This is a genomic window from Kytococcus aerolatus, assembly GCF_900187395.1.
Classification (GTDB): domain Bacteria; phylum Actinomycetota; class Actinomycetes; order Actinomycetales; family Dermatophilaceae; genus Kytococcus; species Kytococcus aerolatus.
On the sequence record NZ_FYEZ01000001.1, the window covers coordinates 1,012,209 to 1,032,363 of the forward strand.

21 protein-coding genes and 1 tRNA gene are annotated in these 20,155 nt (G+C 72.4%); 12 read left to right on the forward strand and 10 right to left on the reverse strand.

Annotated features, from left to right (window positions below):
- Positions 1-2 precede the first annotated feature (2 nt).
- Positions 3-698 (reverse strand): succinate dehydrogenase cytochrome b subunit, encoded by a 696-nt coding sequence (locus CFT82_RS04695; RefSeq protein ID WP_088817865.1) that lies wholly within the window; start codon positions 696-698, stop codon positions 3-5.
- A gap of 84 nt (positions 699-782) precedes the next feature.
- Between CFT82_RS04695 and CFT82_RS04700 the strand changes: the two genes are divergently transcribed.
- Positions 783-2,396 carry a dolichyl-phosphate-mannose--protein mannosyltransferase gene (locus CFT82_RS04700; protein WP_234994266.1) on the forward strand — a complete coding sequence of 538 codons (1,614 nt, stop codon included), beginning with the start codon at positions 783-785 and terminating at the stop codon, positions 2,394-2,396.
- Between the two features lie 24 nt (positions 2,397-2,420).
- On the opposite strand, the gene CFT82_RS04705 is transcribed toward CFT82_RS04700, so the two are convergent.
- Positions 2,421-4,103 carry a PH domain-containing protein gene (locus tag CFT82_RS04705; protein WP_088817867.1) on the reverse strand — a complete coding sequence of 561 codons (1,683 nt, stop codon included), beginning with the start codon at positions 4,101-4,103 and terminating at the stop codon, positions 2,421-2,423.
- Entirely contained in the window at positions 4,100-4,699 is a 600-nt protein-coding gene (locus tag CFT82_RS04710) for a PH domain-containing protein (protein WP_088817868.1), read from the reverse strand. The genes CFT82_RS04705 and CFT82_RS04710 overlap by 4 nt, the downstream gene beginning before the upstream one ends.
- Before the next feature lie 49 nt (positions 4,700-4,748).
- On the opposite strand from CFT82_RS04710, the gene CFT82_RS04715 reads away from it, so the two are divergent.
- Entirely contained in the window at positions 4,749-5,762 is a 1,014-nt protein-coding gene (locus tag CFT82_RS04715) for an LLM class flavin-dependent oxidoreductase (RefSeq protein WP_088817869.1), read from the forward strand.
- Between the two features lie 3 nt (positions 5,763-5,765).
- Here CFT82_RS04715 and CFT82_RS04720 read toward each other — a convergent pair whose 3' ends face one another.
- Complete coding sequence (locus CFT82_RS04720; RefSeq protein ID WP_088817870.1) at positions 5,766-7,913, reverse strand: RecQ family ATP-dependent DNA helicase; 2,148 nt, start codon at positions 7,911-7,913, stop codon at positions 5,766-5,768.
- A gap of 102 nt (positions 7,914-8,015) precedes the next feature.
- Between CFT82_RS04720 and fabG the strand changes: the two genes are divergently transcribed.
- The 4 genes from fabG (at position 8,016) to CFT82_RS04740 (ending at position 11,527) form a co-directional block, all read left to right on the forward strand.
- Positions 8,016-8,792: a 3-oxoacyl-ACP reductase FabG gene (fabG, locus tag CFT82_RS04725; RefSeq protein ID WP_088817871.1), complete on the forward strand. Its 777-nt coding sequence runs from the start codon at positions 8,016-8,018 to the stop codon at positions 8,790-8,792.
- Positions 8,789-9,694 carry a hypothetical protein gene (locus tag CFT82_RS04730; RefSeq protein WP_143469486.1) on the forward strand — a complete coding sequence of 302 codons (906 nt, stop codon included), beginning with the start codon at positions 8,789-8,791 and terminating at the stop codon, positions 9,692-9,694. Before fabG ends, CFT82_RS04730 begins: the two co-directional genes overlap by 4 nt.
- Before the next feature lie 109 nt (positions 9,695-9,803).
- Positions 9,804-11,174 carry a branched-chain amino acid transport system II carrier protein gene (gene brnQ, locus CFT82_RS04735; protein WP_200815046.1) on the forward strand — a complete coding sequence of 457 codons (1,371 nt, stop codon included), beginning with the start codon at positions 9,804-9,806 and terminating at the stop codon, positions 11,172-11,174.
- Positions 11,175-11,299: 125 nt separating this feature from the next.
- Positions 11,300-11,527 (forward strand): amphi-Trp domain-containing protein, encoded by a 228-nt coding sequence (locus tag CFT82_RS04740; protein WP_088817874.1) that lies wholly within the window; start codon positions 11,300-11,302, stop codon positions 11,525-11,527.
- Here the strand turns inward: CFT82_RS04740 and CFT82_RS04745 are convergent.
- Positions 11,517-12,377, reverse strand: a complete 861-nt coding sequence (locus CFT82_RS04745; RefSeq protein ID WP_159461858.1) for an Abi family protein — start codon at positions 12,375-12,377, stop codon at positions 11,517-11,519. The two genes, CFT82_RS04740 and CFT82_RS04745, sit on opposite strands and share 11 nt — an antisense overlap.
- Between CFT82_RS04745 and CFT82_RS04750 the strand changes: the two genes are divergently transcribed.
- Positions 12,259-12,789: a toll/interleukin-1 receptor domain-containing protein gene (locus CFT82_RS04750; protein ID WP_159461859.1), complete on the forward strand. Its 531-nt coding sequence runs from the start codon at positions 12,259-12,261 to the stop codon at positions 12,787-12,789. The two genes, CFT82_RS04745 and CFT82_RS04750, sit on opposite strands and share 119 nt — an antisense overlap.
- A 109-nt stretch (positions 12,790-12,898) precedes the next feature.
- On the opposite strand, the gene CFT82_RS04755 is transcribed toward CFT82_RS04750, so the two are convergent.
- The 5 genes from CFT82_RS04755 to galU form a co-directional block, all read right to left on the reverse strand.
- Positions 12,899-13,633: a restriction endonuclease gene (locus tag CFT82_RS04755; protein WP_159461860.1), complete on the reverse strand. Its 735-nt coding sequence runs from the start codon at positions 13,631-13,633 to the stop codon at positions 12,899-12,901.
- Positions 13,634-13,701: 68 nt separating this feature from the next.
- A tRNA-Ala gene (locus CFT82_RS04760) sits at positions 13,702-13,777 on the reverse strand.
- Positions 13,778-13,863: 86 nt separating this feature from the next.
- Positions 13,864-14,616, reverse strand: a complete 753-nt coding sequence (locus CFT82_RS04765) for a hypothetical protein (RefSeq protein ID WP_088817877.1) — start codon at positions 14,614-14,616, stop codon at positions 13,864-13,866.
- 92 nt (positions 14,617-14,708) lie between these two features.
- Positions 14,709-15,329 (reverse strand): GNAT family N-acetyltransferase, encoded by a 621-nt coding sequence (locus CFT82_RS04770; RefSeq protein WP_088817878.1) that lies wholly within the window; start codon positions 15,327-15,329, stop codon positions 14,709-14,711.
- 10 nt (positions 15,330-15,339) lie between these two features.
- Entirely contained in the window at positions 15,340-16,257 is a 918-nt protein-coding gene (gene galU / locus CFT82_RS04775) for a UTP--glucose-1-phosphate uridylyltransferase GalU (protein WP_088818330.1), read from the reverse strand.
- 88 nt (positions 16,258-16,345) lie between these two features.
- Between galU and CFT82_RS04780 the strand changes: the two genes are divergently transcribed.
- The 5 genes from CFT82_RS04780 (at position 16,346) to mscL (ending at position 20,080) form a co-directional block, all read left to right on the forward strand.
- Positions 16,346-16,963, forward strand: a complete 618-nt coding sequence (locus CFT82_RS04780) for a 5-formyltetrahydrofolate cyclo-ligase (RefSeq protein WP_088817879.1) — start codon at positions 16,346-16,348, stop codon at positions 16,961-16,963.
- The gene (locus tag CFT82_RS04785) at positions 16,960-18,504 is read left to right on the forward strand and encodes a potassium/proton antiporter (protein ID WP_234994269.1); all 1,545 of its coding nucleotides are present in this window, start codon (positions 16,960-16,962) and stop codon (positions 18,502-18,504) included. Before CFT82_RS04780 ends, CFT82_RS04785 begins: the two co-directional genes overlap by 4 nt.
- A gap of 42 nt (positions 18,505-18,546) precedes the next feature.
- Positions 18,547-18,780, forward strand: a complete 234-nt coding sequence (locus CFT82_RS04790; RefSeq protein ID WP_088818332.1) for an FmdB family zinc ribbon protein — start codon at positions 18,547-18,549, stop codon at positions 18,778-18,780.
- Between the two features lie 108 nt (positions 18,781-18,888).
- The gene (locus CFT82_RS04795; protein WP_088817880.1) at positions 18,889-19,551 is read left to right on the forward strand and encodes an SAF domain-containing protein; all 663 of its coding nucleotides are present in this window, start codon (positions 18,889-18,891) and stop codon (positions 19,549-19,551) included.
- Positions 19,552-19,702: 151 nt separating this feature from the next.
- Complete coding sequence (mscL, locus tag CFT82_RS04800; protein ID WP_088817881.1) at positions 19,703-20,080, forward strand: large conductance mechanosensitive channel protein MscL; 378 nt, start codon at positions 19,703-19,705, stop codon at positions 20,078-20,080.
- Positions 20,081-20,155 lie beyond the last annotated feature (75 nt).

The window sequence follows — 20,155 nt, forward strand, 5'->3', positions numbered from 1 at the left end:
CGTCAGTTGACGAGATCGAAGAACACGGCCACCGGCGGCACGAGGAAGCCCACCACGACAACAGCCGCGAGGAGGGCGCCGACCGTGCGGAGGGCCGGGGTGTTCTTGGCGGACGTGAGACCCAGGGTCTGCATCGAGGAGAAGAAACCGTGGTGGATGTGCATGCCCAGGGCGATCATCGCCAGGACGTAGATCAGGACGACCCACCAGATCTCGAAGTTCTCCACGTACATCTGGGCCGGGCTGGCGAAGCCGCCGGCCGGCTCGATGGTCTTCGTCGTGAAATGCAGCAGATGGAAGATGATGAAGAGCAGCAGCGCGATGCCGCCCCAGCGCATGGTGCGCGAGCTCAGCGTGGAGGTGAGCGACTTCTTCACCGCGTAGCGGGTGCCGCGAGCCTTCTGGGCGCGCCCCATGAGGCGCAACGCCATGACCACGTGGGCGAGGAGCAGCAGGAGCAGCACGATGCGGACGAGCCACAGCGCGCCCTCGTGCGGGAGGATGGGCTCGCCCATCGTCCGGAGGTGGTGCGCGTAGGAGTCGAACGCCTCGTGCGACTGGAGGATCTTGAGATTCCCCAGCATGTGCGCGATGACGAAGCCGATGAACACGAGGCCGGAGACCGCCATGAGGATCTTGTTCCAGATCGTCGTGGTGGTGGCCGACCGCTTTGCCGGTGCCGAAGTATGAGGTGCCACGAAGCCGGATTCTAGGCGCTGTGGGGTGAGTCACCGGGTGAGGGTCACCTACCCGGCGTGCCGGGCCGCCCTAGGATGCGCCTCATGCGCCCCTCACCGCACGCTGCCACGGGCCTGGAGCAGCGTCTCCAGGTGGACCTCCTGGGACCGTTAGCGGCCACCGGGGCCCGGGCGCGCCGGATCGCCCGCTGGGCGTGGATCGGCCCCCTGCTGTGCATGCTGGTGGGCGGCGGCCTGCGCGTCTGGCACCTGGACCAGCCGCACCAGCTCGTGTTCGACGAGACCTACTACGTGAAGCACGCCTGGTCGGTGGCCCAGTGGGGCTACGAGCGCAACAAGCCCGAGGGCATGGAGGAGCCGGACGAGCACTTCACGACGGGCAACTGGGAGACCGTCTACGCCGACGAGGCGGACTTCGTGGTCCACCCGCCGGTCGGGAAGCTCGTCATCGCCGCCGGGGAGATCCCCTTCGGCATCGAGTCCTCCTTCGGCTGGCGGGTCTCGGTGTGGGTGCTGGGGACGCTGTCGATCCTCGTCGTCGGGCGGGTCGGCTGGCAGCTCACCGGCTCGGCCACCCTGGCGACCCTCGCCTCCTTCCTCACCATGCTCGAAGGTCACCACTTCGTGCACTCCCGGACCGGCCTGCTCGACATCGTGCTCATGTTCTTCGTGCTGGTCGGCTTCTGGATGCTGCTGCTGGACCGGACCGCCTCCCGCCGCCTGCTCGCCCGGAAGGTGGCCGCCCTGCACGGGGACGACCCGTCCCGGTGGGGACGGGTGACGGCACCGGCGGGGATGGCGCTGGGGCCGTGGCTGGGGCTGCGCCCCTACCGGTGGGCGGCCGGCCTCTCGCTCGGCCTGGCCGCCGGCGTGAAGTGGTCCGGCCTGTACGCCCTGGCGGCCTTCGGGCTCATGACCGTGCTCTGGGACGTCATGGCCCGCCGGCGGGTGGGGGTGCTGCGACCGTGGGCGGCCGGGCTCCTCCTGCGCGACGGCCCGTCGGCCTTCCTTGTGTACTGCGGGTCGGCCCTGGCGGCCTACCTGGCCGGGTGGGCCGTGTGGTTCCGGACGCCGGACGCGTACATGCGCCAGTGGGCGGTGGAGAACCCCGGCGAGGGGGTGACCTGGCTGCCGGCGCCGCTGCGCTCGCTGTGGGAGTACCACGTGAAGATGTACGACTTCCACGTCGGCCTGGTGAGCGACCACACCTACCGCTCGAGCCCCTGGAGCTGGCCGCTGCAGCTGCGTCCCACCTCGTTCTTCTACGAGACGAAGACCCTCGGCCAGGACGGCTGCGCGGTGGAGAAGTGCTCCAAGGCGATCAGCTCGGTGGGCTCGATCTCCATCTGGTGGGTGGCCACGCTCGGGCTGTTCGTCCTCGCCTTCTGGTGGCTCACGCAGCGCGACTGGCGGGCCGGCGCGGTGCTCGTCGGCTTCCTGTCCGGCTGGCTCCCCTGGCTGTCGGTGCAGCACCGCACGATCTACCAGTTCTACTCGATCGCCTTCGAGCCCTTCATGGTGCTGGCCGTGGTGCTGGTCCTGGGCCTCGTGCTGCGACAGCGCTGGGGGGTCCCGGCGGTGGCCGGCTACCTGACGCTCGTGGTGCTGAACTTCTGGTGGTTCTGGCCGGTGTGGACCGCGCAGGTCATCCCCTACGACGCGTGGCGCGCCCGGATGTGGTTCGACAGCTGGATCTGAGCCGCCCGCCCGGCGCCGGGCGGCTCAGGCCGCCCGGCTGAACTGGCCGACGAGCTCCGGGCTGGCGGCCCGCAGGAGGCGCACCGCGTCCTCCATCGGCAGGTTCTCCAGGGTGTGCGCCTCCCCGCCCCCGGCGAGGGTCGCGGTCACCGAGCAGAGGCCCAGCCGGCGCTGGAAGAAGGACTCGTTCACCACCCAGCCGAGGATGCCGTCCTTCTCCAGCACCAGGTGGTGGCGGAGGATCGCCCCGGAGCGGAAGTACACGTGGTGGTCGGTCACCCCGTGGCCCAGGGTGCGCCAGGCCGGGTACACCGGCACCAGGAAGAGCACGGCCATGGCGAGCGCCCAGGCCCACGGCCAGGCCACCAGCGGCAGCCCGAGCCAGCCGGTGGACGGGGCGTCCGGGATCGACCACAGGAGGGCCGAGCCCGCGGCAGCCGGCAGGATCCCCAGCCAGAACAGGCCCACCAGGGCCCCCACCGCCATGCGCCGCAGGGCCCGGGGGCCGTGGCTCACCAGCGGCAGGTCGAAGAGGTCGACCGGTGTGGCGCGGTCCTCGCCGCTGTCGAGCACCCGGACGGCCAACCGGCGGGTCTCGTCGCGGTGCACCACGGGGAGGACCTCGACCGAGCCCCCCTCGGCGCCGGTCACCAGGGCCTGCAGCGAGGCGCCTCGCTGCCAGCGTTGCTGCCACGGCTCGATGACGTGGACGCCGCGGATCCGCCGCTCCTCCATGGAATTCGAGCGGGTGGTCGTCAGTCCGCGACGGACGCGGAGGGTGCCCCGCCCGGTGCGCTCCACGACGACTCCCCACCACGAGACCACGTAGGCGATCGTCGAGAAGAGTGCGGCGACCAGGACGCCGGCCGCGAGGGCCCCCGCCAGGAAGCCCCAGAGCCCCAGGTTCTCCACCACCTGCGCGACCCTCCCACCGATCGCCCGGCCGACGGCGGAGCCGATGATCTCGTCGGCGAACTGGGAGAACACACCGAGCGCCGCAGCCGCCACGAGCATCCCGCTGCCCCCCAGCGGTCCGAAGCGCACCCACCCGGGGCGCCAGCGGGCCAGCACCTCCTCGGCCGGGGCCTCCTCGGGCTCGCCGGGGGCGTCGGCGGGAAGGTGCGGGGCGGCAGCCGCACCGGGATCGGCCGTGGCGACGGGCCCGCCCCCGGCGGTGGGGCCGGCCGCCTCCGCCCGGGCGACCTGCGAGCGCCACAGCAGGCTGCGGCGCAGGTCGTCGGCCTCCTGGACCGGGAGGCCCTCGACCTCGACCTGCTCGTCGTCCACCCCGGTGCCGAGGGTGACCTTGCGCAGCCGGAGCACCCGCATGAGGACGTTGCCCTCGATGTCGACGGTGCGGACCCGCTCCAGGCGGGTGGTCGTGTTCACCCGGAACAGCCAGCCCTGCCGGATCTCCAGGGTGTCCTCGGTGATGCGGAAGCGGAAGGTCAGATACTGCGAGAGGGTGACGAGCACCGCCACCACCGCGGCGATGCCGGCGCTGACGAGCTGCCCCACCGCGTTGCCCGAGTTGGTGAAGAGCACCACCAGGAGCAGCGGCAGCAGCGAGCCCGCCAGCCGGACCGGGTGGACCAGCAGCATCCGCGGGTCCTGCCGGCGCCAGGGGAGATCGACCGGGGCGGGCGGGTGGTCTTCGGGCGGGTGCTCCGCGGGTCCGGGGGCGCCCCAGCCCATCGGCGTGCTCACGTGCCGTCCCCCCGCACGGCGGCCGCCGCGTGGGTGAGCTGCTCGAGCAGGGCCTCGGCGCGTGCCTCGTCGAGCGCCTCGATGCTCACGTTCCCGGCCGAGGAGGCGGTGGTGATCTTCACGTCGGTCAGCCCGAAGTGGCGCATGAGCGGCCCCCGGGAGGTGTCCACCGTCTGGATGCGGGCCAGCGGCAGCATCCGCCGCTCGATGTTCAGCCAGCCCCGGCGGGTGTAGACGGCCTCCGGGGTGGCCTCCCAGCGGGCGATCCGGTAGCGCAGACCGGGCATGAGCAGGGTGACCGTGGCCTCCGCGGCCAGGAGCACCCCGGCGATCGCCCACGCCCACCACGGCGGAGCGGCGGACCCCAGCAGCCACCAGCCGCCGAGCGTCACGACCGCGACGACCAGCAGCACCGCGCAGGTGATGAGGTGCCCCACCCGCCAGTACTGCGGGGCCCGCTCGGAGACGCGGTGACGGGGCTCGTCGAGGACAACGACCTCGTCCCGCCCCGAGGGGGCGATGAGCTGTTCGGTGGCGGGGAGGCCGGGGGTCACCCGGTCGGGGAGGTCGAGGGTCACCCGGACATTGTGGCGCATCCGCCCCTCCTGGACGGCATACACCGGGCCGCGGAGGCGTTCTGGGGACATGGCTCTCACCGATCGTCCGCTGCTCTCCGTCCTCGACCTCGTCCCCCGCTCGCAGGGGATGACCCCGCAGGAGGCGATCGCCGCCTCCCGGGCGCTCGCACAGGATCTCGACGAGGCCGGCTACCACCGGTTGTGGATGGCCGAGCATCACGGCTCGGAGGCCTTCATGAGCTCGGCTACCTCGCTGCTCCTGGGCCACGTGGCCGAGCACACCGACCGGATCCGGCTGGGCTCCGGCGGCGTCATGCTGCCCAACCACAGCCCGCTCATGGTGGCCGAGTACTACGGCACGCTGGCGACTATCCACGGCGACCGCTTCGACCTTGGGCTGGGCCGGGCGCCGGGCACGGACCCGATGACGGCCGCGGCTCTCTCCCGGGGCAGCGCCCACCTGCCGGACTTCGCCCGGGAGGTCGGCGAGCTGCACGCGTACCTCGGGGCGCCACGCTCCGGGGCGCGGGTGCGTGCCCTGCCCGGTGAGGGCACGGCGGTGCCGCTGTGGATGCTGGGCTCCTCGACCGGGGGCGCGCAGGTGGCGGCGGCGCTGGGGCTGCCCTTCAGCTTCGCCTCGCACTTCGCACCGCAGCAGCTGGAGATGGCCCTGCAGGTGTATCGCGAGCACTTCGACGCCGAGGCCGAGACCGCCCAGGTGGAGCGGCCGTACACGATGGCCGGGATCAACGTCCTCGTGGCGCCCACCCGGGAGGAGGCCGAGTACCTGTTCACCTCCTCGCAGCTCATGGCCGCACGCATCCGCACCGGGCAGCCGGCCCCGGTGGATCCGCCGGTGGAGGACCTCGCCAGCGCGGTACCCGAGGAGCTGCTCTCGATGACGGCCGACTTCCACCGGGTGCGGGCGGTGGGCACCCCGTCCGAGGTGGTGGCCCAGCTCGAGTCCTTCGCCGCCCAGCACCAGCTCGACGAGCTGATCATCACCACGTACACCCACGACCCGGAGCTGCGCCGCCGTTCCTTCCGGCTGCTGGCCGAGGAGTGGGGCCTGCCCGGCTGACCCTCAGCCCTCCACGGCCAGGACCAGCGGGAGCACCGCCTCGGCACCGGCCCTCCGCAGCTCCCGTCCGGCCACGGTGAGGGACCAGCGGGAGTCGACGAGGTCGTCCACCAGGAGCACGGGTCCCCGCAACGGGGCGAGCTGCTCCGCCAGCTCGGGGCCGACCCGGAAGCGCTCCCACACACCGGCCAGCCGGAAGGCGCTGTTCCCGCCCGGACCCCCGACGGGGCCCCCGTCGACGAGGTCGAGCTCCCCGAGAAGGGGAAGCCGCCCGATCCGGGCGATGCCCTGGGCCAGCGAGCCGACCACGGCCGGTCGACCGCGGGAGGGCATCTGCACCACGCCGACGGGCCGCTGGGTCCAGTCCCAGGCGGCGAGCACGCCGACCACGGCCCGGAGCAGGTCGTCGGGCACCGGCTGGTCCCCGGCGGCGAGCACCGCCCGGAGCCGCTGCCCCCAGCCGAGGTCGCTGAGCCGGGCCAGGGCCCGCCCGGGGGCGACCTGCTCCTCGGCCGGGATCCTCCCCTTGAGCTCCACCCCGAGGCGGGCCATGCCGGTGGGCCACTGGGCCCGTGGCTCGACGACCACCCCGGCGGAGGCCAGCTGCCCCTGCGCCGCGGTCACCGCCTCGGCGGGGAGATCGGTCGGGAACCAGGGGCCGGCGCAGCTGTCGCAGCGGCCGCACTCCGCGGCGGTCGGGTCGTCCAGCTGCTCCTGCAGGAAACGCATGCGGCAGGTGGTCGTGCGCTGGTACTCGACCATCGCGGCCTGCTCGGCCTCCCGGGCGCGGGCCACCCGGTCGTAGCGCTTCTGGTCGTGCGTCCACGGCTGGCCGGTCGTGGTCCACCCGCCCTGCACCCGGGAGACCGCCCCCTCCACGTCGAGCACCTTGAGCAGCAGCTCCAACCGGGTCCGGCGCAGGTCGACGATCGTCTCCAGCGCCTGGGTGGACAGCGGTTTCCCGGCCCGGCCCAACGCCTCGAGCACCGCTTCCGCCTGCTCCTGCCGGGGCATGCCCACGGTGGCGAAGTACTGCCAGATGTCGCGGTCCTCGCTGCCGGGCAGCAGGAGCACGTCGGCCCGGTCGGTGGCACGGCCCGCACGACCCACCTGCTGGTAGTAGGCCACCGGCGAGCTCGGTGCCCCCAGGTGCACCACGAACCCGAGGTCCGGCTTGTCGAAGCCCATCCCCAGCGCGGAGGTGGCGACGAGCGCCTTCACCCGGTCGTGGCGCAGGTCCTCCTCCAGCCCCTCCCGGTCCTGCGCGTCGGTGCGCCCCGTGTACGCCGCCACCTCGAAGCCCGCCGCGCGCAGCGCGGCGGTGACGTCCTCGGCGGCGGAGACGGTCAGGCAGTAGACGATCCCTGAGCCCGGCAGCTCCCCCAGGTGGGTGGTCAACCAGGCCAGGCGCTGCTCCGGGGTGAGCGGGCGCCCGGCCGGGTCCAGCAGCACACCCAGCCGCAGCGAGTCCCGGGCCAGCCCGCCACGGACCGTCTCCACCCGCCGCTCGCTGCCGTCGGAGGCCACCCCCAGCTGCTCCACGACGTCGTGCACCACGCGCTCGTTCGCCGTCGCCGTGGTGGCCAGCACCGGGGTGTCGGCCGGCAGCTCCCCCAGCAGGGTGCGGATGCGCCGGTAGTCGGGGCGGAAGTCGTGCCCCCAGTCGGAGATGCAGTGCGCCTCGTCCACCACGAGCAAGCCGCAGCGGGCCGCGAGGTCGGGCAGCTGCTCCTCCCGGAAGCGCGGGTTGTTGAGGCGCTCCGGGCTCACGAGGAGGACGTCGACCTCGTCGGTCGCCAGTGCCGCCCGCACCTCGCCCCAGGCCTCGGCGTTCGCCGAGTTCATCGTCACCGCCCGCACCCCGGCCCGCTGGGCGGCCGCGATCTGGTCGCGCATCAAGGCCAGCAGCGGGGAGACGATCACCGTCGGCCCGGCCCCCTCCTGCCGGCGCAGGGCGGTGGCCACGAAGTACACGGCCGACTTGCCCCATCCGGTGCGCTGCACCACCAGCACTCGGGAGCGGTCCTCGACCAGCGAGCGCACCGCCTCGAGCTGGCCGTCCCGGAAGGTGGCGCCCGGCCGCCCGACGAGACGCTCGAGCACCTCCTGGGCGCGGTCGGCGAACGTGGGGTCAGTGGTCTGCTCGGGCATGGGGCCACTCTCCCAGCGATCCCCGACAACCCGCCCGGGGCCGTCCGCAGGGCGCTGCTACGTTGCATGGGAAGGCTCGCTGTCGACTCTCGAGGAGACCCCATGAACGCCCAGCCCGTCGCTCCCCTGCTCGAAGGCCGCACCGCTCTCGTCACCGGCGGCACCGCCGGGATCGGCCGCGGCATCGCCGAGGTGCTGGCCGCCCACGGTGCGAAGGTCGCCGTCACCGGCCTGACCGAGGAGGAGTGCGCCGAGGCCCGCGAGGCCGGCCTGCTGGCGCGCCCGCTGGACGCCCGCGACCTGGACGCCTGCCGTCGCGTCGTGGCCACCGTCGTCGAGGAGCTCGGCGGGCTGTCCGTCCTGGCCTCCAATGCCGGCGTCTACCCCCAGACCCCGCTGGCCGAGCTGGACGACGAGGAGATCGACTTCATCTTCGACGTCAACGTCAAGGGCACGATCCACATGGTCCAGGCCGCCACCGAGGCGCTGCGCGCGTCGGGTCGCGGGCGCGTCGTGGTGACCTCCTCGATCACCGGCAACTTCACCGGCTACCCCGGCTGGGCCCACTACGGCGCCACCAAGGCCGCCCAGATGGGCTTCATCCGCTCCGCGGCGATGGAGCTGGCCCGCGACGGCATCACCGTCAACGCCGTGCTGCCGGGCAATGTCCTCACCCCCGGCCTGCAGGCCCTGGGCGAGGAGTACCTGGCCGAGATGGCCAAGGCCGTCCCGCTGGGGATGCTCGGGGAGCCGAAGGACATCGGCGAGGCCGTGGCCTTCCTGGCCTCCGACGGCGCCCGCTACATCACCGGGCAGTCGATCATCGTCGACGGCGGTCAGATCCTCCCCGAGGGCCCGGACGCGCTCGAGGCCATGTGAGTTCCCAGCGCATGAAGGTCCTCGTGATCGGCGGTACCGGGGTGCTCGGCTCGCACCTCGTCGCCGAGCTCCGGCACCGCGGCCACAACCCCGTACCGGTCGGACGAGAGGTCGATCTCTCGGACGGTCGCGCCCTCCGCCACCTGCTCCCGCTGGACGCCGTCCTGGCCGCCTCACCCGCACCGGCAGGCCTGGTCCAGGCCGCCGCTGCGGATGCCGGGGTGCCCAGTGTCGACGTCGGCCTCGACCCCCTGCCGCCCCGGGTGCGCACTGCCCTGGAAGGCGACGCGCTCCCCCACGTCGTGGGGGCCGGCTTCATCCCCGGGCTCAGCGGCCTCGGCGCCGTCGCCCTGGCCAACGAGCACGGAGCGGAGCGAGTTCACGTCCACCTGACCCAGAGCACGAACGCCCGCGTGGGACCAGCGGGTGTGCGGGCCATGCTTGGACTGCTCGCCGATCGCCCTCCCAGGACACCGACCCGCCCGGGGCTCGGCCTCCACCACCCTGAAGCCGTTCCCCTCGCCGGCCGGGGACTCACCGTCACCTACTCCACCGCGTGGGATGACGATCGCACCACCCGCCTCCTGGAGACGGCTCGGCGGCTGCACCTGATTCCCGCCCTCACGGCCCTTCCGGATCGTGCTGTCCGCCTCCTGACCCGTCACTCGCCGGACCGACCGGAAAGAGCTGCCCTGAGGTGGACCGCAGAGGGTGGTGAGATGTCCGTGGTGGCCACCGGGGACTACGCCGCCACCGCCGCGGTCGCCGTGACAGCGGCGGAGCAGCTCCCGACAGCCCCGGGTGGGGTGCACCAGCTGTGGGAGGTTCTGACTCTCGACGACATCACCCGCGCCACCGCCCACGTGCTGAGCTGGTCCGCCGAAGGGCGCGCCGGCATGTGAGCGCCCCCGGGGGGGGGGAGACGGGGGCAGAACCCCGGCCCGGTTGTCGTGACCCAGGTCACCACGGGTTACGCTCGGTCCCCTCCGTCCACGTCGAATGAGGGGTCCCGTGAACCACCCGACCACCCACCGCTCCGGAGCAGTGCTGCTCACCATGACCGCGGCATCGCTCTTCGCCATGTTCTTCGGCGCCGGGAACCTGGTGTTCCCGCCGATGCTGGGCGCCCAGGCCGGGGAGGGCTTCACCCCGGCGCTGATCGGCTTCATGCTCTCGGCCGTCGCCCTGCCCATCCTGGCCGTCCTCGCGATCGCCGTGACCGGTGAGGACATCCGCGACATGACCTCCCGGGGCGGACGCGTCTTCGGCGTGCTCTTCCCGGTGCTGGTGTACCTGTCCATCGGCGCCTCCTACGCGCTGCCGCGCACCGCCGCCGTGAGCTACTCCGCGGCCGTGCCGCCCCTGACGGATGTCGACAACTGGCCGGCGAAGTTCGCCTTCGCCGCCGTCTTCTTCGCCCTCACCTACGTGCTGGCCTTCGACCCCGACGGGATCATCGACACCATCGGCAAGTTCCTGACCCCGATCCTGGTGGCCCTCATGGCCGTGCTGGTGACGCTCACCCTCACCACGATGGAGCGCCAGTCCGCCCCGGCCGCGGCGGACTACGCCGAGCAGCCCTTCGTGGCCGGCTTCCTCGAGGGCTACCTGACGATGGATTCCCTGGCCGCGCTGGCCCTGGGCATCGTCGTGGCCACCACGCTCACCCACTCCGGCATCAAGCCCGGCAAGCCCCTGGTGCGCAGCGTGGCCGTCGCCGGTGTGGCCGCCGGTCTGATGCTGGCACTGGTCTACCTCGGCCTGGCCGCGATCGGCCAGCGCCTGCCCGACGGTCAGAAGTACACCGACGGGGCGACCATGCTCTCCGACGCGGCCCGCGAGACCATGGGCTTCGGGGGCACGGTGGTGTTCGCCCTCATCGTGGTGCTGGCCTGCCTGACCACCTCGGTCGGTCTGCTGGGTGCCACCTCGGCCTTCTTCGCCCGCCTGGTGCCGTCGATCTCCTACCGCACCTGGGCGCTGGTCTTCAGCGTCGTCTCGCTGCTCATCTCGACCCTCGGGCTGGACAAGGTGATCGAGGTGGCCGCGCCGATCATCGGCTTCCTCTACCCGCCGGGCATGGCGCTCATCCTGCTCACCCTGCTGGAGCCGCTGCTGCGCATCCGCCTGCACCTGGCCTTCGTCTTCGCCCTGACCGTGGCCCTCGCCTGGTCGGCCCTCATGACGCTCAGCTCGCTGGGCTGGGGGACGGACGTCATCGAGTCGCTCATCGGCTGGGCGCCGGGTCACGCCGAGCAGCTCGGCTGGATGCTGCCGACCCTGGCCGCCGCCCTCGTCGGTGGCGCGATCGATCTGATGCGCGGGACCCCGGAGCGCCCGGCCCGCCGGGAGACCGCGGAGCCGGCGGAGGTCGGCACCTGAGGCGCTGACCGAACCCCGCACAGGAGAGGGGGTGGACGACGGGATCCCGTCGTCCACCCCCTCTCGCGTGCGGCGCGGCCCCGGGCCTCCCCGACCGGCTGAGGCCACCGTGGTGAAATCAGGGCATGGGTGACGAACTCTTCGAGCACGAGACCACGACCACGCTGACCCGCGAGCAGGCCGCTACCCGACTGCGCGAGATCGCGGACGAGCTGAGCCGGCAGAACGAGATCCGGGTCCGGCAGGGCGAGCGCGACGTGACGGTGGCGGTGCCCGACACCGTCGAGCTGGAGGTCGAGGTGGAGGTCGAGCCGGACGGCGAGTCGGAGATCGAGATCTCGATCAGCTGGTGAGGCGGGGCGGGCTCGACGAACCACCGAGCTGCCCGCTCCACGTGTCCGGGATCCCCAGTGCGCCGGGGACAACCAACGGGTTGGGCAGGAAAGCCGTGGCAAGGTGATCAGCGACCCGATCCGCCCATGTACTTCCGGGCGAGGCAGCCTGGACCAGGTGTGACATGACGGTCAGGGCGCCGAAGATCCTCTCGCTCTGCCCCTGCGGCAAGTCCCTGAACCGCGTGAGGGTTCGGAGGGCCGCCGTGGGGGCCGGAGCGAAGGACCTGTTCCAGAGCCGCCCCTGGTGCGCGCAGGTGTTGCGGACGACCGTCAGCTGATGAAGCCACGGGGCCAGAGGAGATGCTGCCTTGAACTTCTTCTGCTGGTTCCTCGTGAGCTGACCACTATCGACGGCGAACCCCACCCCCTCCACGATCGCTCGCTGTTCACCGGCCTTCATCCCTTCGAACAGCTTGGAGACATCTGCCATGTCCAGCACCTCCGCCAGCACCCAGAAGGGGTACCGGCCGCCGTAGCGCCGCTGGTGATGCCTCACTGGATCGCTGTGCTTCTGTGCGCGGGAGATTCGCTTGTCAGCCGTTGCCATCCACGCCTTGTGCTGGAAGGAGGGGCGGAACCGGCCTTGATCCTCATGCCCGAGCGGCCCCGTCGCACAGAGCCGCTCCCCCACCCGCGTGCGCAGAAGGATCTCGACCCGCTCCATGCCGTCGTGGACGAGGGTGCGGAGCTTGCGGTCGGCCTCGTACAGGGCAACCGCGTCCTCGAAGCGCGTCCCGGCCACGAAGCGGTCCCCTCGTTCACCGCCGGCGGCCCAGTCGCGGGCCGGGCACCAGCAGCCTTGGTGCACCCAAGACTCCCGTCCACCAACGGACTCGCTGACGGGCTCACTGACAAGAGAACTCCACGACCTGCTCGAGGAGTTCGGAGTAAGCGTCTGGTTCTCCGAGAAGGACGTCAGCCTCGGCACCTCCCTCACCCGAGAGATCGACCGGGGACTGCGGACCTCACGCATCGGAATCGTCCTCGCCACACCCAACATGCTCAGGGCGCTGGCGCATCAGGGAATCGCTGATGCCGAATTCTCGAGCCTGTTGCACACGGATCGCGTCATCCCCGTGGCGCACGGCATCACCTTCGAGGAGCTGCGCGGGGAGAGCCCCCTCCTAGCAGCCCATTCCGGTTTGGGCACCGAGCACGAAACGCTGGAGAAGATCGCCGCCGAGATCGCCGACTCACTCCTCCCGGCACCACACCCGTGAGCGCCGAAACCGTCCGCACGCCGGTTCGTGAGAACCGGGGGCGGCCACTGGGGCGCCATGGGCTGAGGCACTTCGCGTGAGGGAGGGTTCATCGATCGGTGGCCCCTCCTCACGCGAAGAAGTCCTCGTCGACCTCCACCAGCTCGTGCACCTTCCGGACCTGCGTCCCCACCTTGAACTGGATCATCAGCCGCGCCAGCTGCTCACCGTCCATGAGCACGATCCGCACAGGGGTCGCCTGCACATACACACGACTCAGGCCCAGGACGTCTTGATCGATGACGCCATCGACCCCTCGGTCATTGGACAGTTGCGTCACCTGACCCCGGCCATTGACGCCGCCATACCCCATCGCCAGCAGAAGATCCACGACTGCGCGCTCGAAGAACTCCGGCTCCTTACCGCGCAGGCGGGTCAGCAGCTCCGCTGAGACCTCCTCCACGATGCGCCCGACCCCCTCCTCGACCTGCTCGATCGGGGTCTGAGCGGGTGCCTCTGCTTCCGTCGACGAGGGGTGTGGTTCCCGCACATTCGTGGCGACATAGGGACGGATCATCGGCCACGCTGGGTCGTCGCCGAGCGCCTTGATCTCGCGCTCTCGCACGTGGTCCGGATAGCGCTCGGCAATCATCCGGCCACCCTGGGTGATCTCATAGTGCCCTCGCTGGGGGCGTTCGAGGGCACCCACGTTGGCCAAGAACGACAGGGCCCACCCGATGCGGTTCTCGAACCTCGACTGTCCACCAGACAGCCGCTCCGTCCTCGGCTCTTCGCTCAGTCCAGCACGGTCCGCCACCAGAGTGAGGATCTCGCGCCGAGAACGAACTGCACCGTCGTCGAGCACCTGCTGAACCCGGGCCCCGGGCATGACGAGGGCCCCGTCCGTGGACGGGGCCCTTCGACATGCTGCTGTGGTGGAGCTAAGGGGATTCGAACCCCTGACCTTCTCATTGCGAACGAGACGCGCTACCAACTGCGCCATAGCCCCTTGTGCGACCGCCAACTGTAGCAGGTCACCTGCCCCCTGTCAGCACTCGTGGCACAGCACCGCGACGAGGTGGGGCGCGGGGCCGCTCAACGGGCGGCCCCGGAGCGCTGGCGGGCGCCCGGTGCCCGGCGCGGCGCGCGGCGCCCCGCCCGACGCCCGGCGCTGCGGGCAGGCAGCGGACGGGCCACCTCACGACGGGCGCCCGACCGGGCCGGGCCACGCCGGGAGGGCACACGCGCCCGCCCCGCGGAGGCACGACCGGACCGGGAGGCCTCCGCCGCACCGCGCCGCACGGAGGTGATGCGCAGGCCAGCACCGCGCAGCTCCTGCTCCGCGCACCAGCGCGACCAGGCCACGGAGGCCGCCACGGCCACCACGCAGGCCAGCACCCAGAACCACGAGATCGCACCGGCCACGGCACCGATCGTGCTCACCAGCAGACCCAGCGCGCTGGCCAGGATGAGGCCGGCCCGCACAGACCGCTCGCGCAGCTGCTCCCCCACCGACCCCAGCGCGAAGAGCTCGGTGCGGCGCTCCGCCAGGGCCTGCCGCTCGGCCTCCCGACGCCGCGCGTCGGCCACGCTCTGCGGGTCGCGACGGGCCTTCACGGTGACCGTGGGGGCGGAGGCGGCGGTGGGCTGCACGCGGCGGGACGGGCCGCGGTCCAGGTTCACCGGGTCGGGGATGTTCACGGTCTTCTCGAGGGCCTCCATGGCATCGAGGAAGGCGTCCATGGACTTCACCGTCTGCACGTGCTCCCGGCGGCGCCACCACCACTGCAGGCCGAAGCCGATCCAGAGGACGACGACGAGCACGAGGACCAGGACGCTGGGCGGCATGCTCGGAGTCTAGAAATACACCGGTGTGATTCGTCGCTGAACACGCCCACGGCGACGCTTTCGCCGACGCCGGCTCGCCCCCTCGGCCTGGTTCAGCCGCCGCCACCCCGGCCGGGAGCCGGCAGGGGCCACTCCGGCGCGGTGACGGCGTGCACGAGGTGGTCCCGCCACCGACCGTCGACAAAGACCGCCGCCCGCCGGACCCCCTCCTCCCGCAGCCCCAGCGCGGCCGCGAGCGCCAGCCCGGCCGGGTTGTCCACCGAGACGGCGACCTCCACCCGGTGCAGCGGCGTGCGGGTCAGGGCGTGCTCCAGGGCCAGCCACAGGGCCGTCCGCCCCACCCCGCGCCCCGAGACACGGTGGTCGACCCAGTAGCCGGCCGAGCAGGACCGGTGACCGCCCCAGCGCATCGCGTCCAGGACCATCTCGCCGGCCAGCCGGCCCCGGTGCTCGACCGCCCAGCGCAGCGACTGCCCCTGCCGGGCCGCCCGCGCCGCCGAGCGCACAGTGCGCAGGAAGGCCGGCCGCACCATCGGTAGCGTGCCCAGCCCGGGGGCGTCCGGGTCGTCCACGCTGCCGGGGCGCAGGTGCTCCAGATTGTCGGCCCGCAGGTCCCGGTAGGCGGTCCAGTCCGCGCGCTGCAGGGGCCGCAACCGCACCGCCTCACCGGCGGCCGTCAGCCCCTCCGGAGCCACCGGCCACTGCAGCCGCACGGCCGTGACCTCAGCTGCGCGGGTTCTCGTCGAGGTCCTTGACGTACTCGCGCAGCCAGGCCTCGAAGTCCGCCCCGAACTCGCCGTGACGGCGACCCAGGCGGACGTTGGCCTTCAGGTAGTCCAGCCGGTCACCGGTGTCGTACCGGTTGCCGCGGAAGACCACGCCCCACACCCCGGCACCCTCACCGGTGGCACCCGCACGCTCCTCCAGGGCGTCGGTCAGCTGGATCTCGTTGCCCCGGCCCGGGGGCAGGTCCTCGAGCACCGCGAAGATGCTCGGGTCCAGCACGTAGCGGCCGATGATGGCCAGGTTGCTCGGGGCGTCCTCCGGCGCTGGCTTCTCGACCATGCCGGTCACCTTCACCACGCCGTTCTCGTCCGGCGCGCCATCGATGGCCGCGCAGCCGTAGAGGTGCACCTGGTCCTCCGGCACCTCCATGAGCGCCACGACCGAGCCACCCCGCGCCTCCTGCACCTCGATCATCTGCTCCAGCAGGCGGTCGTCAGCACCGATGAGGTCGTCGCCCAGCAGGACGGCGAAGGGCTCGTCCCCCACGTGCGGGCGACCGCAGAGGACCGCGTGCCCCAGCCCCTTGGGCTCGCCCTGGCGGACGAAGTGGGGAGCACCCATCTCGTTGGACTTCTGGACGCGACGCAGACGGAGGTCGTCGCCCTTCTTCTCCAGGGCCTTCTCCAGCTCCCAGTGCCGGTCGAAGTGGTCCTCCAGCGCACCCTTGTTGCGCCCGGTGATCATGACGATGTTGCCCACCCCGGCGCGGACGGCCTCCTCCACCACGTACTGGATGGCCGGCTTGTCCACCACCGGCAGCATCTCCTTCGGGATGGCCTTGGTGGCGGGGAGGAAGCGGGTCCCCAGACCTGCCACCGGGATGACTGCCTTGCGCACGGTCGATCGGCTGTTCATGGCCCCACCGTAGGACACCTCGCCGCTCCCCGCTCTCCGCCCGTGGTCGCGCCGCACGGCGGGCGCGGGCGTCAGGAACAATGGGCCCATGGCCCGCCTGACGCCCGCTGCCCCCTGGCCGGACAAGAAGAGCGCCCGGAAGGCCGTGCGCGCAGCCCGGGAGGAGTGGTCGGGATCGGGCGAACGCCCGACTGCCGCAGCCGGACTCGCCCACCACGGCCTGGCCCTCGCCGAGACGCTGGGGGTCCGGACCGTCACCCTCTACGCCGCCTGGCCCACCGAGCCACCGACCGCCCCCCTGACCCGGGCCCTCCTGGACGCCGGGGTCCGCGTGCTCGTGCCCCTCACCCAGCCCGACCTGAGCCTGCACTGGGCTCCCGTCGAGCACTGCCCCGAGGGTGACCTGGTGGACCTCGAGGAGCTCGCCCTCGGCGCGGAGCTGCCGCCCGAGGGCGTCGCGGAGGCGGGTCTCGTCCTCACCCCCGGGCTGGCGGTCGACCGCACCGGACACCGCCTCGGACAGGGCGGCGGGTGCTACGACCGCACCCTGCCCCACCGCTCGCCCGGCACCCCCGTCGTGACGATGCTCCACCCCCACGAGCTCGTCGAGGAGGTTCCGCACGAGGCCCACGACCAGCCGGTCGACGGTGTCCTCACGGCCGACGGCGTGCGGTGGTTCGACGGTCGGGCCGGCGGCAGCCCGTGATCCCCGCCGGACTGACCGGACTGACGGTCGAGGAGTACCTCCCCCTGCTGGGCTTTTGGACCGCGATCCTCCTCGTGGGGGTCGCCTCGGTGCGGCTGGCCACCCGCTCCGGGCTGCCCAGCCTGCTCATCTACCTGGCCCTGGGCGTCCTCATCGGCGAGGCCGGTCTCGGCATCACCTTCGACAGCTTCGACCTCACCCAGGTGCTCGGTTACACCGCCCTGGCCCTCATCCTCGCCGAGGGTGGCCTCACCACCCGGTGGCACGACATCCGGGGCGAGGTCCCGGCGGCCACGAGCCTTTCCACGTTGGGGGTCGCCGTCTCCGTGGCCGTCGTGGGCCTCGCCTGCCGGTTCCTGCTGGGCATGTCCTGGGAGGTCTCCTTCCTCGTCGGCGCGGTCGTGGCGAGCACCGACGCCGCCGCCGTCTTCAGCGTGCTGCGCAGCGTCCCCCTGCCCCACCGCCTCCGGGGCATGCTCGAGGCCGAGTCCGGGCTGAACGACGCCCCGGTGGTCCTGCTCGTGATCTCCCTGGCCGAGGCCACCGGGGCCGCGACAGGAGCCGGTGGCGGGCCCGGCCCGGCCCACTGGCTCTCCGTCGCCGGCCTCGCCGCCCTGAAGCTGCTGGGCGGGGTGCTGCTGGGCCTCCTCCTGGGGCGGCTGGCCGCCTGGCTCATGCCCCGCGCGGCCTCCGGCTCCTCCGGCCTCTTCGCCCTGGGGGTCCTCTCGGTCTGCCTGCTCGCCTGGGTGAGCGGGGAGCTCGCTCAGGTCAGTGGCTTCATCGCCACCTACGTGTGCGGCCTGGTCCTGGGGAACAGCCGGCTGCCCCACCTGCACTCGGTGCGCGGCTTCGCCCAGGCCATCGGCTGGCTCGCGCAGATCATGCTCTTCGTGCTGCTGGGCCTGCTCATCTCGCCGGGCAGCCTCCACGAGGTGCTCGTCCCCGCGCTGGTCGTCGGGGTGATCCTGCTGCTCGTGGCCCGTCCGCTCTCGGTCTTCATCGCCCTGCTGCCCTTCGGCTACCCCGTGCGCGACCAGCTCTTCCTCTCCTGGGCCGGTCTGCGCGGTGCGGTGCCCATCGTGCTCGCGACCGTCCCCCTGACCAGCGGGGCCCAGTACACCGGCTGGCTGCCGAACATGGTCTTCGTCCTGGTCGTGCTCCTCACCCTCGTCCAGGCGCCCACCCTCCCCTGGGTGGCGCGCCGCCTCGGGCTGGTGGGCGAGGGGGAGGAGCACGACCAGGTGGTGGAGCTCGACGTGGACGCCGTCCCCCTGGAGGAGCTGGACGCCCAGGTGCTGCTGGTGACGGTGGGGCCGGACTCGCAGCTGCACGGCACGTCGGTGATGGGGCTGCGCCTGCCCGACGGGGCGAGCGTCTCCCACCTGGTCCGCGCGGGCAGCTCCTTCACCCCGCAGCCGCAGACGGTGCTGCACCACGGCGACCGGTTGCTGGTGGTCACCCGGGCGAGCCGGCGGAAGGCGGTGGAGGAGCGGCTCGCGGCCGTCAGCCAGGACGGAGGGCTCGCGGGCAGGGTGGCCTGAGCGCGGCCGCGCAGGGCCCCGCACGGCTCTAGAATGCGCGCCATGCCCACCTACTCCTATGCGTGCACGGAGTGCAGCAAAGCCTTCGACATCGTCCAGAAGATGACCGACGACGCCCTCACCGAGTGCCCCGGCTGCCACGGTCGGCTGAAGAAGGTCTACGGCACCGTCGGTGTGACCTTCAAGGGCGAGGGCTTCTACCGCACGGACAGCCGTTCCGGTCCCCCGGCCGGCGGGTCCGAGGGTGGTTCCGGGGGCTCCTCCAGCAGCGACTGAGGCGATCTCGGCGGCGCGGTCCGGCCCGTCCACAGCTCCCCGGCGCCTCCCGCCCCGTGGGGCGCGGCGTTCTCCATGCTGCACGGGACACCAGCTCAGGAGGTCCCGATGCCGCTCTTCCGCCGTCCCCCGTCCACCCCGCGAGGGGAGACCACCGGGTCCCCGCGTGCCCGTCGCCACCGACTGCGCCGGGGACGCCGGGTCCTCGCGGTGGCCTGTGCCGTGCCGGCCATCGCGCTGACGGTACAGACGCTGGCCCCCGCGGCACCGGAGACGGTGCCGGTGGTGGTCGCCGCCGCGGACCTGCCGGCGGGGCACGCCCTCACCGAGGAGGACCTGGAAACCCTGCAGCTGCCCGCGTCGGCGGCCCGGTGGGAGAGCACCCCGCCGAGCGAGCTGGAGGGGCACACGCTGGCCACCCCCGTGGCGGCCGGGGACCCGGTGACGGCCCGGCTCGCCCTGGACCCGCCCGCCGGTCTCACCGGGAGCCGCGAGCTGGCCTTCGTCCCCGTGCTCGAGGAACCGGTCCGGCAGGCCGCGACCGCCGGTCGCCACGTGCGCATCACGAGCCGGGCCACCGGGAAGGTCGTCGTGCAGCGAGCCGTCGTCCGGGCCAGCATCGCCCCGGACCCGGACTCCGTCGACGCCGCCGGCGGGCTGTGGGTGGAGCTCACCGCACGGGAGGTCGCGGCCCTGGCCAGCGCCACCGGCCAGGGCGGGTCCGCCGGTCTGGACGGCCCCCTGGCGCTGACCCTGCTCCCCAGCGGATGAGCCGGCAGGGCCGTGGCAGAGGCGACGAGGCCCATGTGACGCATCTGGCACCGTCAATCTCCTGGAAGTGCCCCGCTCGGCACTACCGTGAGGGCGACAAGACCCCTGCCCAGGGGTCACCCCATCCCCTTCGTTCTCCAAGGAGTGACCCATGCAGGGTTTCAAGGACTTCATCATGCGCGGCAACGTCGTCGAGCTGGCCGTCGCGGTCGTCATCGGTGGCGCGTTCACCGCGGTCGTCAACAAGGTCGTCGAGAGCCTCATCGACCCGATCCTCGCCGCCATCGGTGGCGCCGACGCCGCCGGTCTCGGCTTCCACCTGCGCGAGGGCAACCCGGCGACCTTCATGGACTTCGGCGCCATCCTCACCGCGCTGATCACCTTCCTGATCACCGCCGCCGTCGTGTACTACGCCTTCGTCATGCCGATGAACAAGTTCAACGAGCGCCGTGGCGTCGTGGCCGAGCAGACCGACTCCGAGGTCCTCGCCGAGATCCGTGACCTGCTGAAGGCCAACCGCGGCCTGTGAAGCACCCGGGTCACTGACCCCGGGGTCGACGACGACCGTTCCGGCGGCACCGTCCGACCCGAAGGAGCCGCCACC

Bases quoted from the DNA above. Each gene is read 5' to 3' on its own strand.
- CFT82_RS04700 (WP_234994266.1), top strand. From the start codon at position 783: ATGCGCCCCTCACCGCACGCTGCCACGGGCCTGGAGCAGCGTCTCCAG.
- CFT82_RS04710 (WP_088817868.1), bottom strand. From the start codon at position 4,699: ATGCGCCACAATGTCCGGGTGACCCTCGACCTCCCCGACCGGGTGACC.
- CFT82_RS04715 (WP_088817869.1), top strand. From the start codon at position 4,749: ATGGCTCTCACCGATCGTCCGCTGCTCTCCGTCCTCGACCTCGTCCCC.
- CFT82_RS04720 (WP_088817870.1), bottom strand. From the start codon at position 7,913: ATGCCCGAGCAGACCACTGACCCCACGTTCGCCGACCGCGCCCAGGAG.
- fabG (WP_088817871.1), top strand. From the start codon at position 8,016: ATGAACGCCCAGCCCGTCGCTCCCCTGCTCGAAGGCCGCACCGCTCTC.
- CFT82_RS04740 (WP_088817874.1), top strand. From the start codon at position 11,300: ATGGGTGACGAACTCTTCGAGCACGAGACCACGACCACGCTGACCCGC.
- CFT82_RS04765 (WP_088817877.1), bottom strand. From the start codon at position 14,616: ATGCCGCCCAGCGTCCTGGTCCTCGTGCTCGTCGTCGTCCTCTGGATC.
- galU (WP_088818330.1), bottom strand. From the start codon at position 16,257: ATGAACAGCCGATCGACCGTGCGCAAGGCAGTCATCCCGGTGGCAGGT.
- CFT82_RS04780 (WP_088817879.1), top strand. From the start codon at position 16,346: ATGGCCCGCCTGACGCCCGCTGCCCCCTGGCCGGACAAGAAGAGCGCC.
- CFT82_RS04790 (WP_088818332.1), top strand. From the start codon at position 18,547: ATGCCCACCTACTCCTATGCGTGCACGGAGTGCAGCAAAGCCTTCGAC.
- CFT82_RS04795 (WP_088817880.1), top strand. From the start codon at position 18,889: ATGCCGCTCTTCCGCCGTCCCCCGTCCACCCCGCGAGGGGAGACCACC.
- mscL (WP_088817881.1), top strand. From the start codon at position 19,703: ATGCAGGGTTTCAAGGACTTCATCATGCGCGGCAACGTCGTCGAGCTG.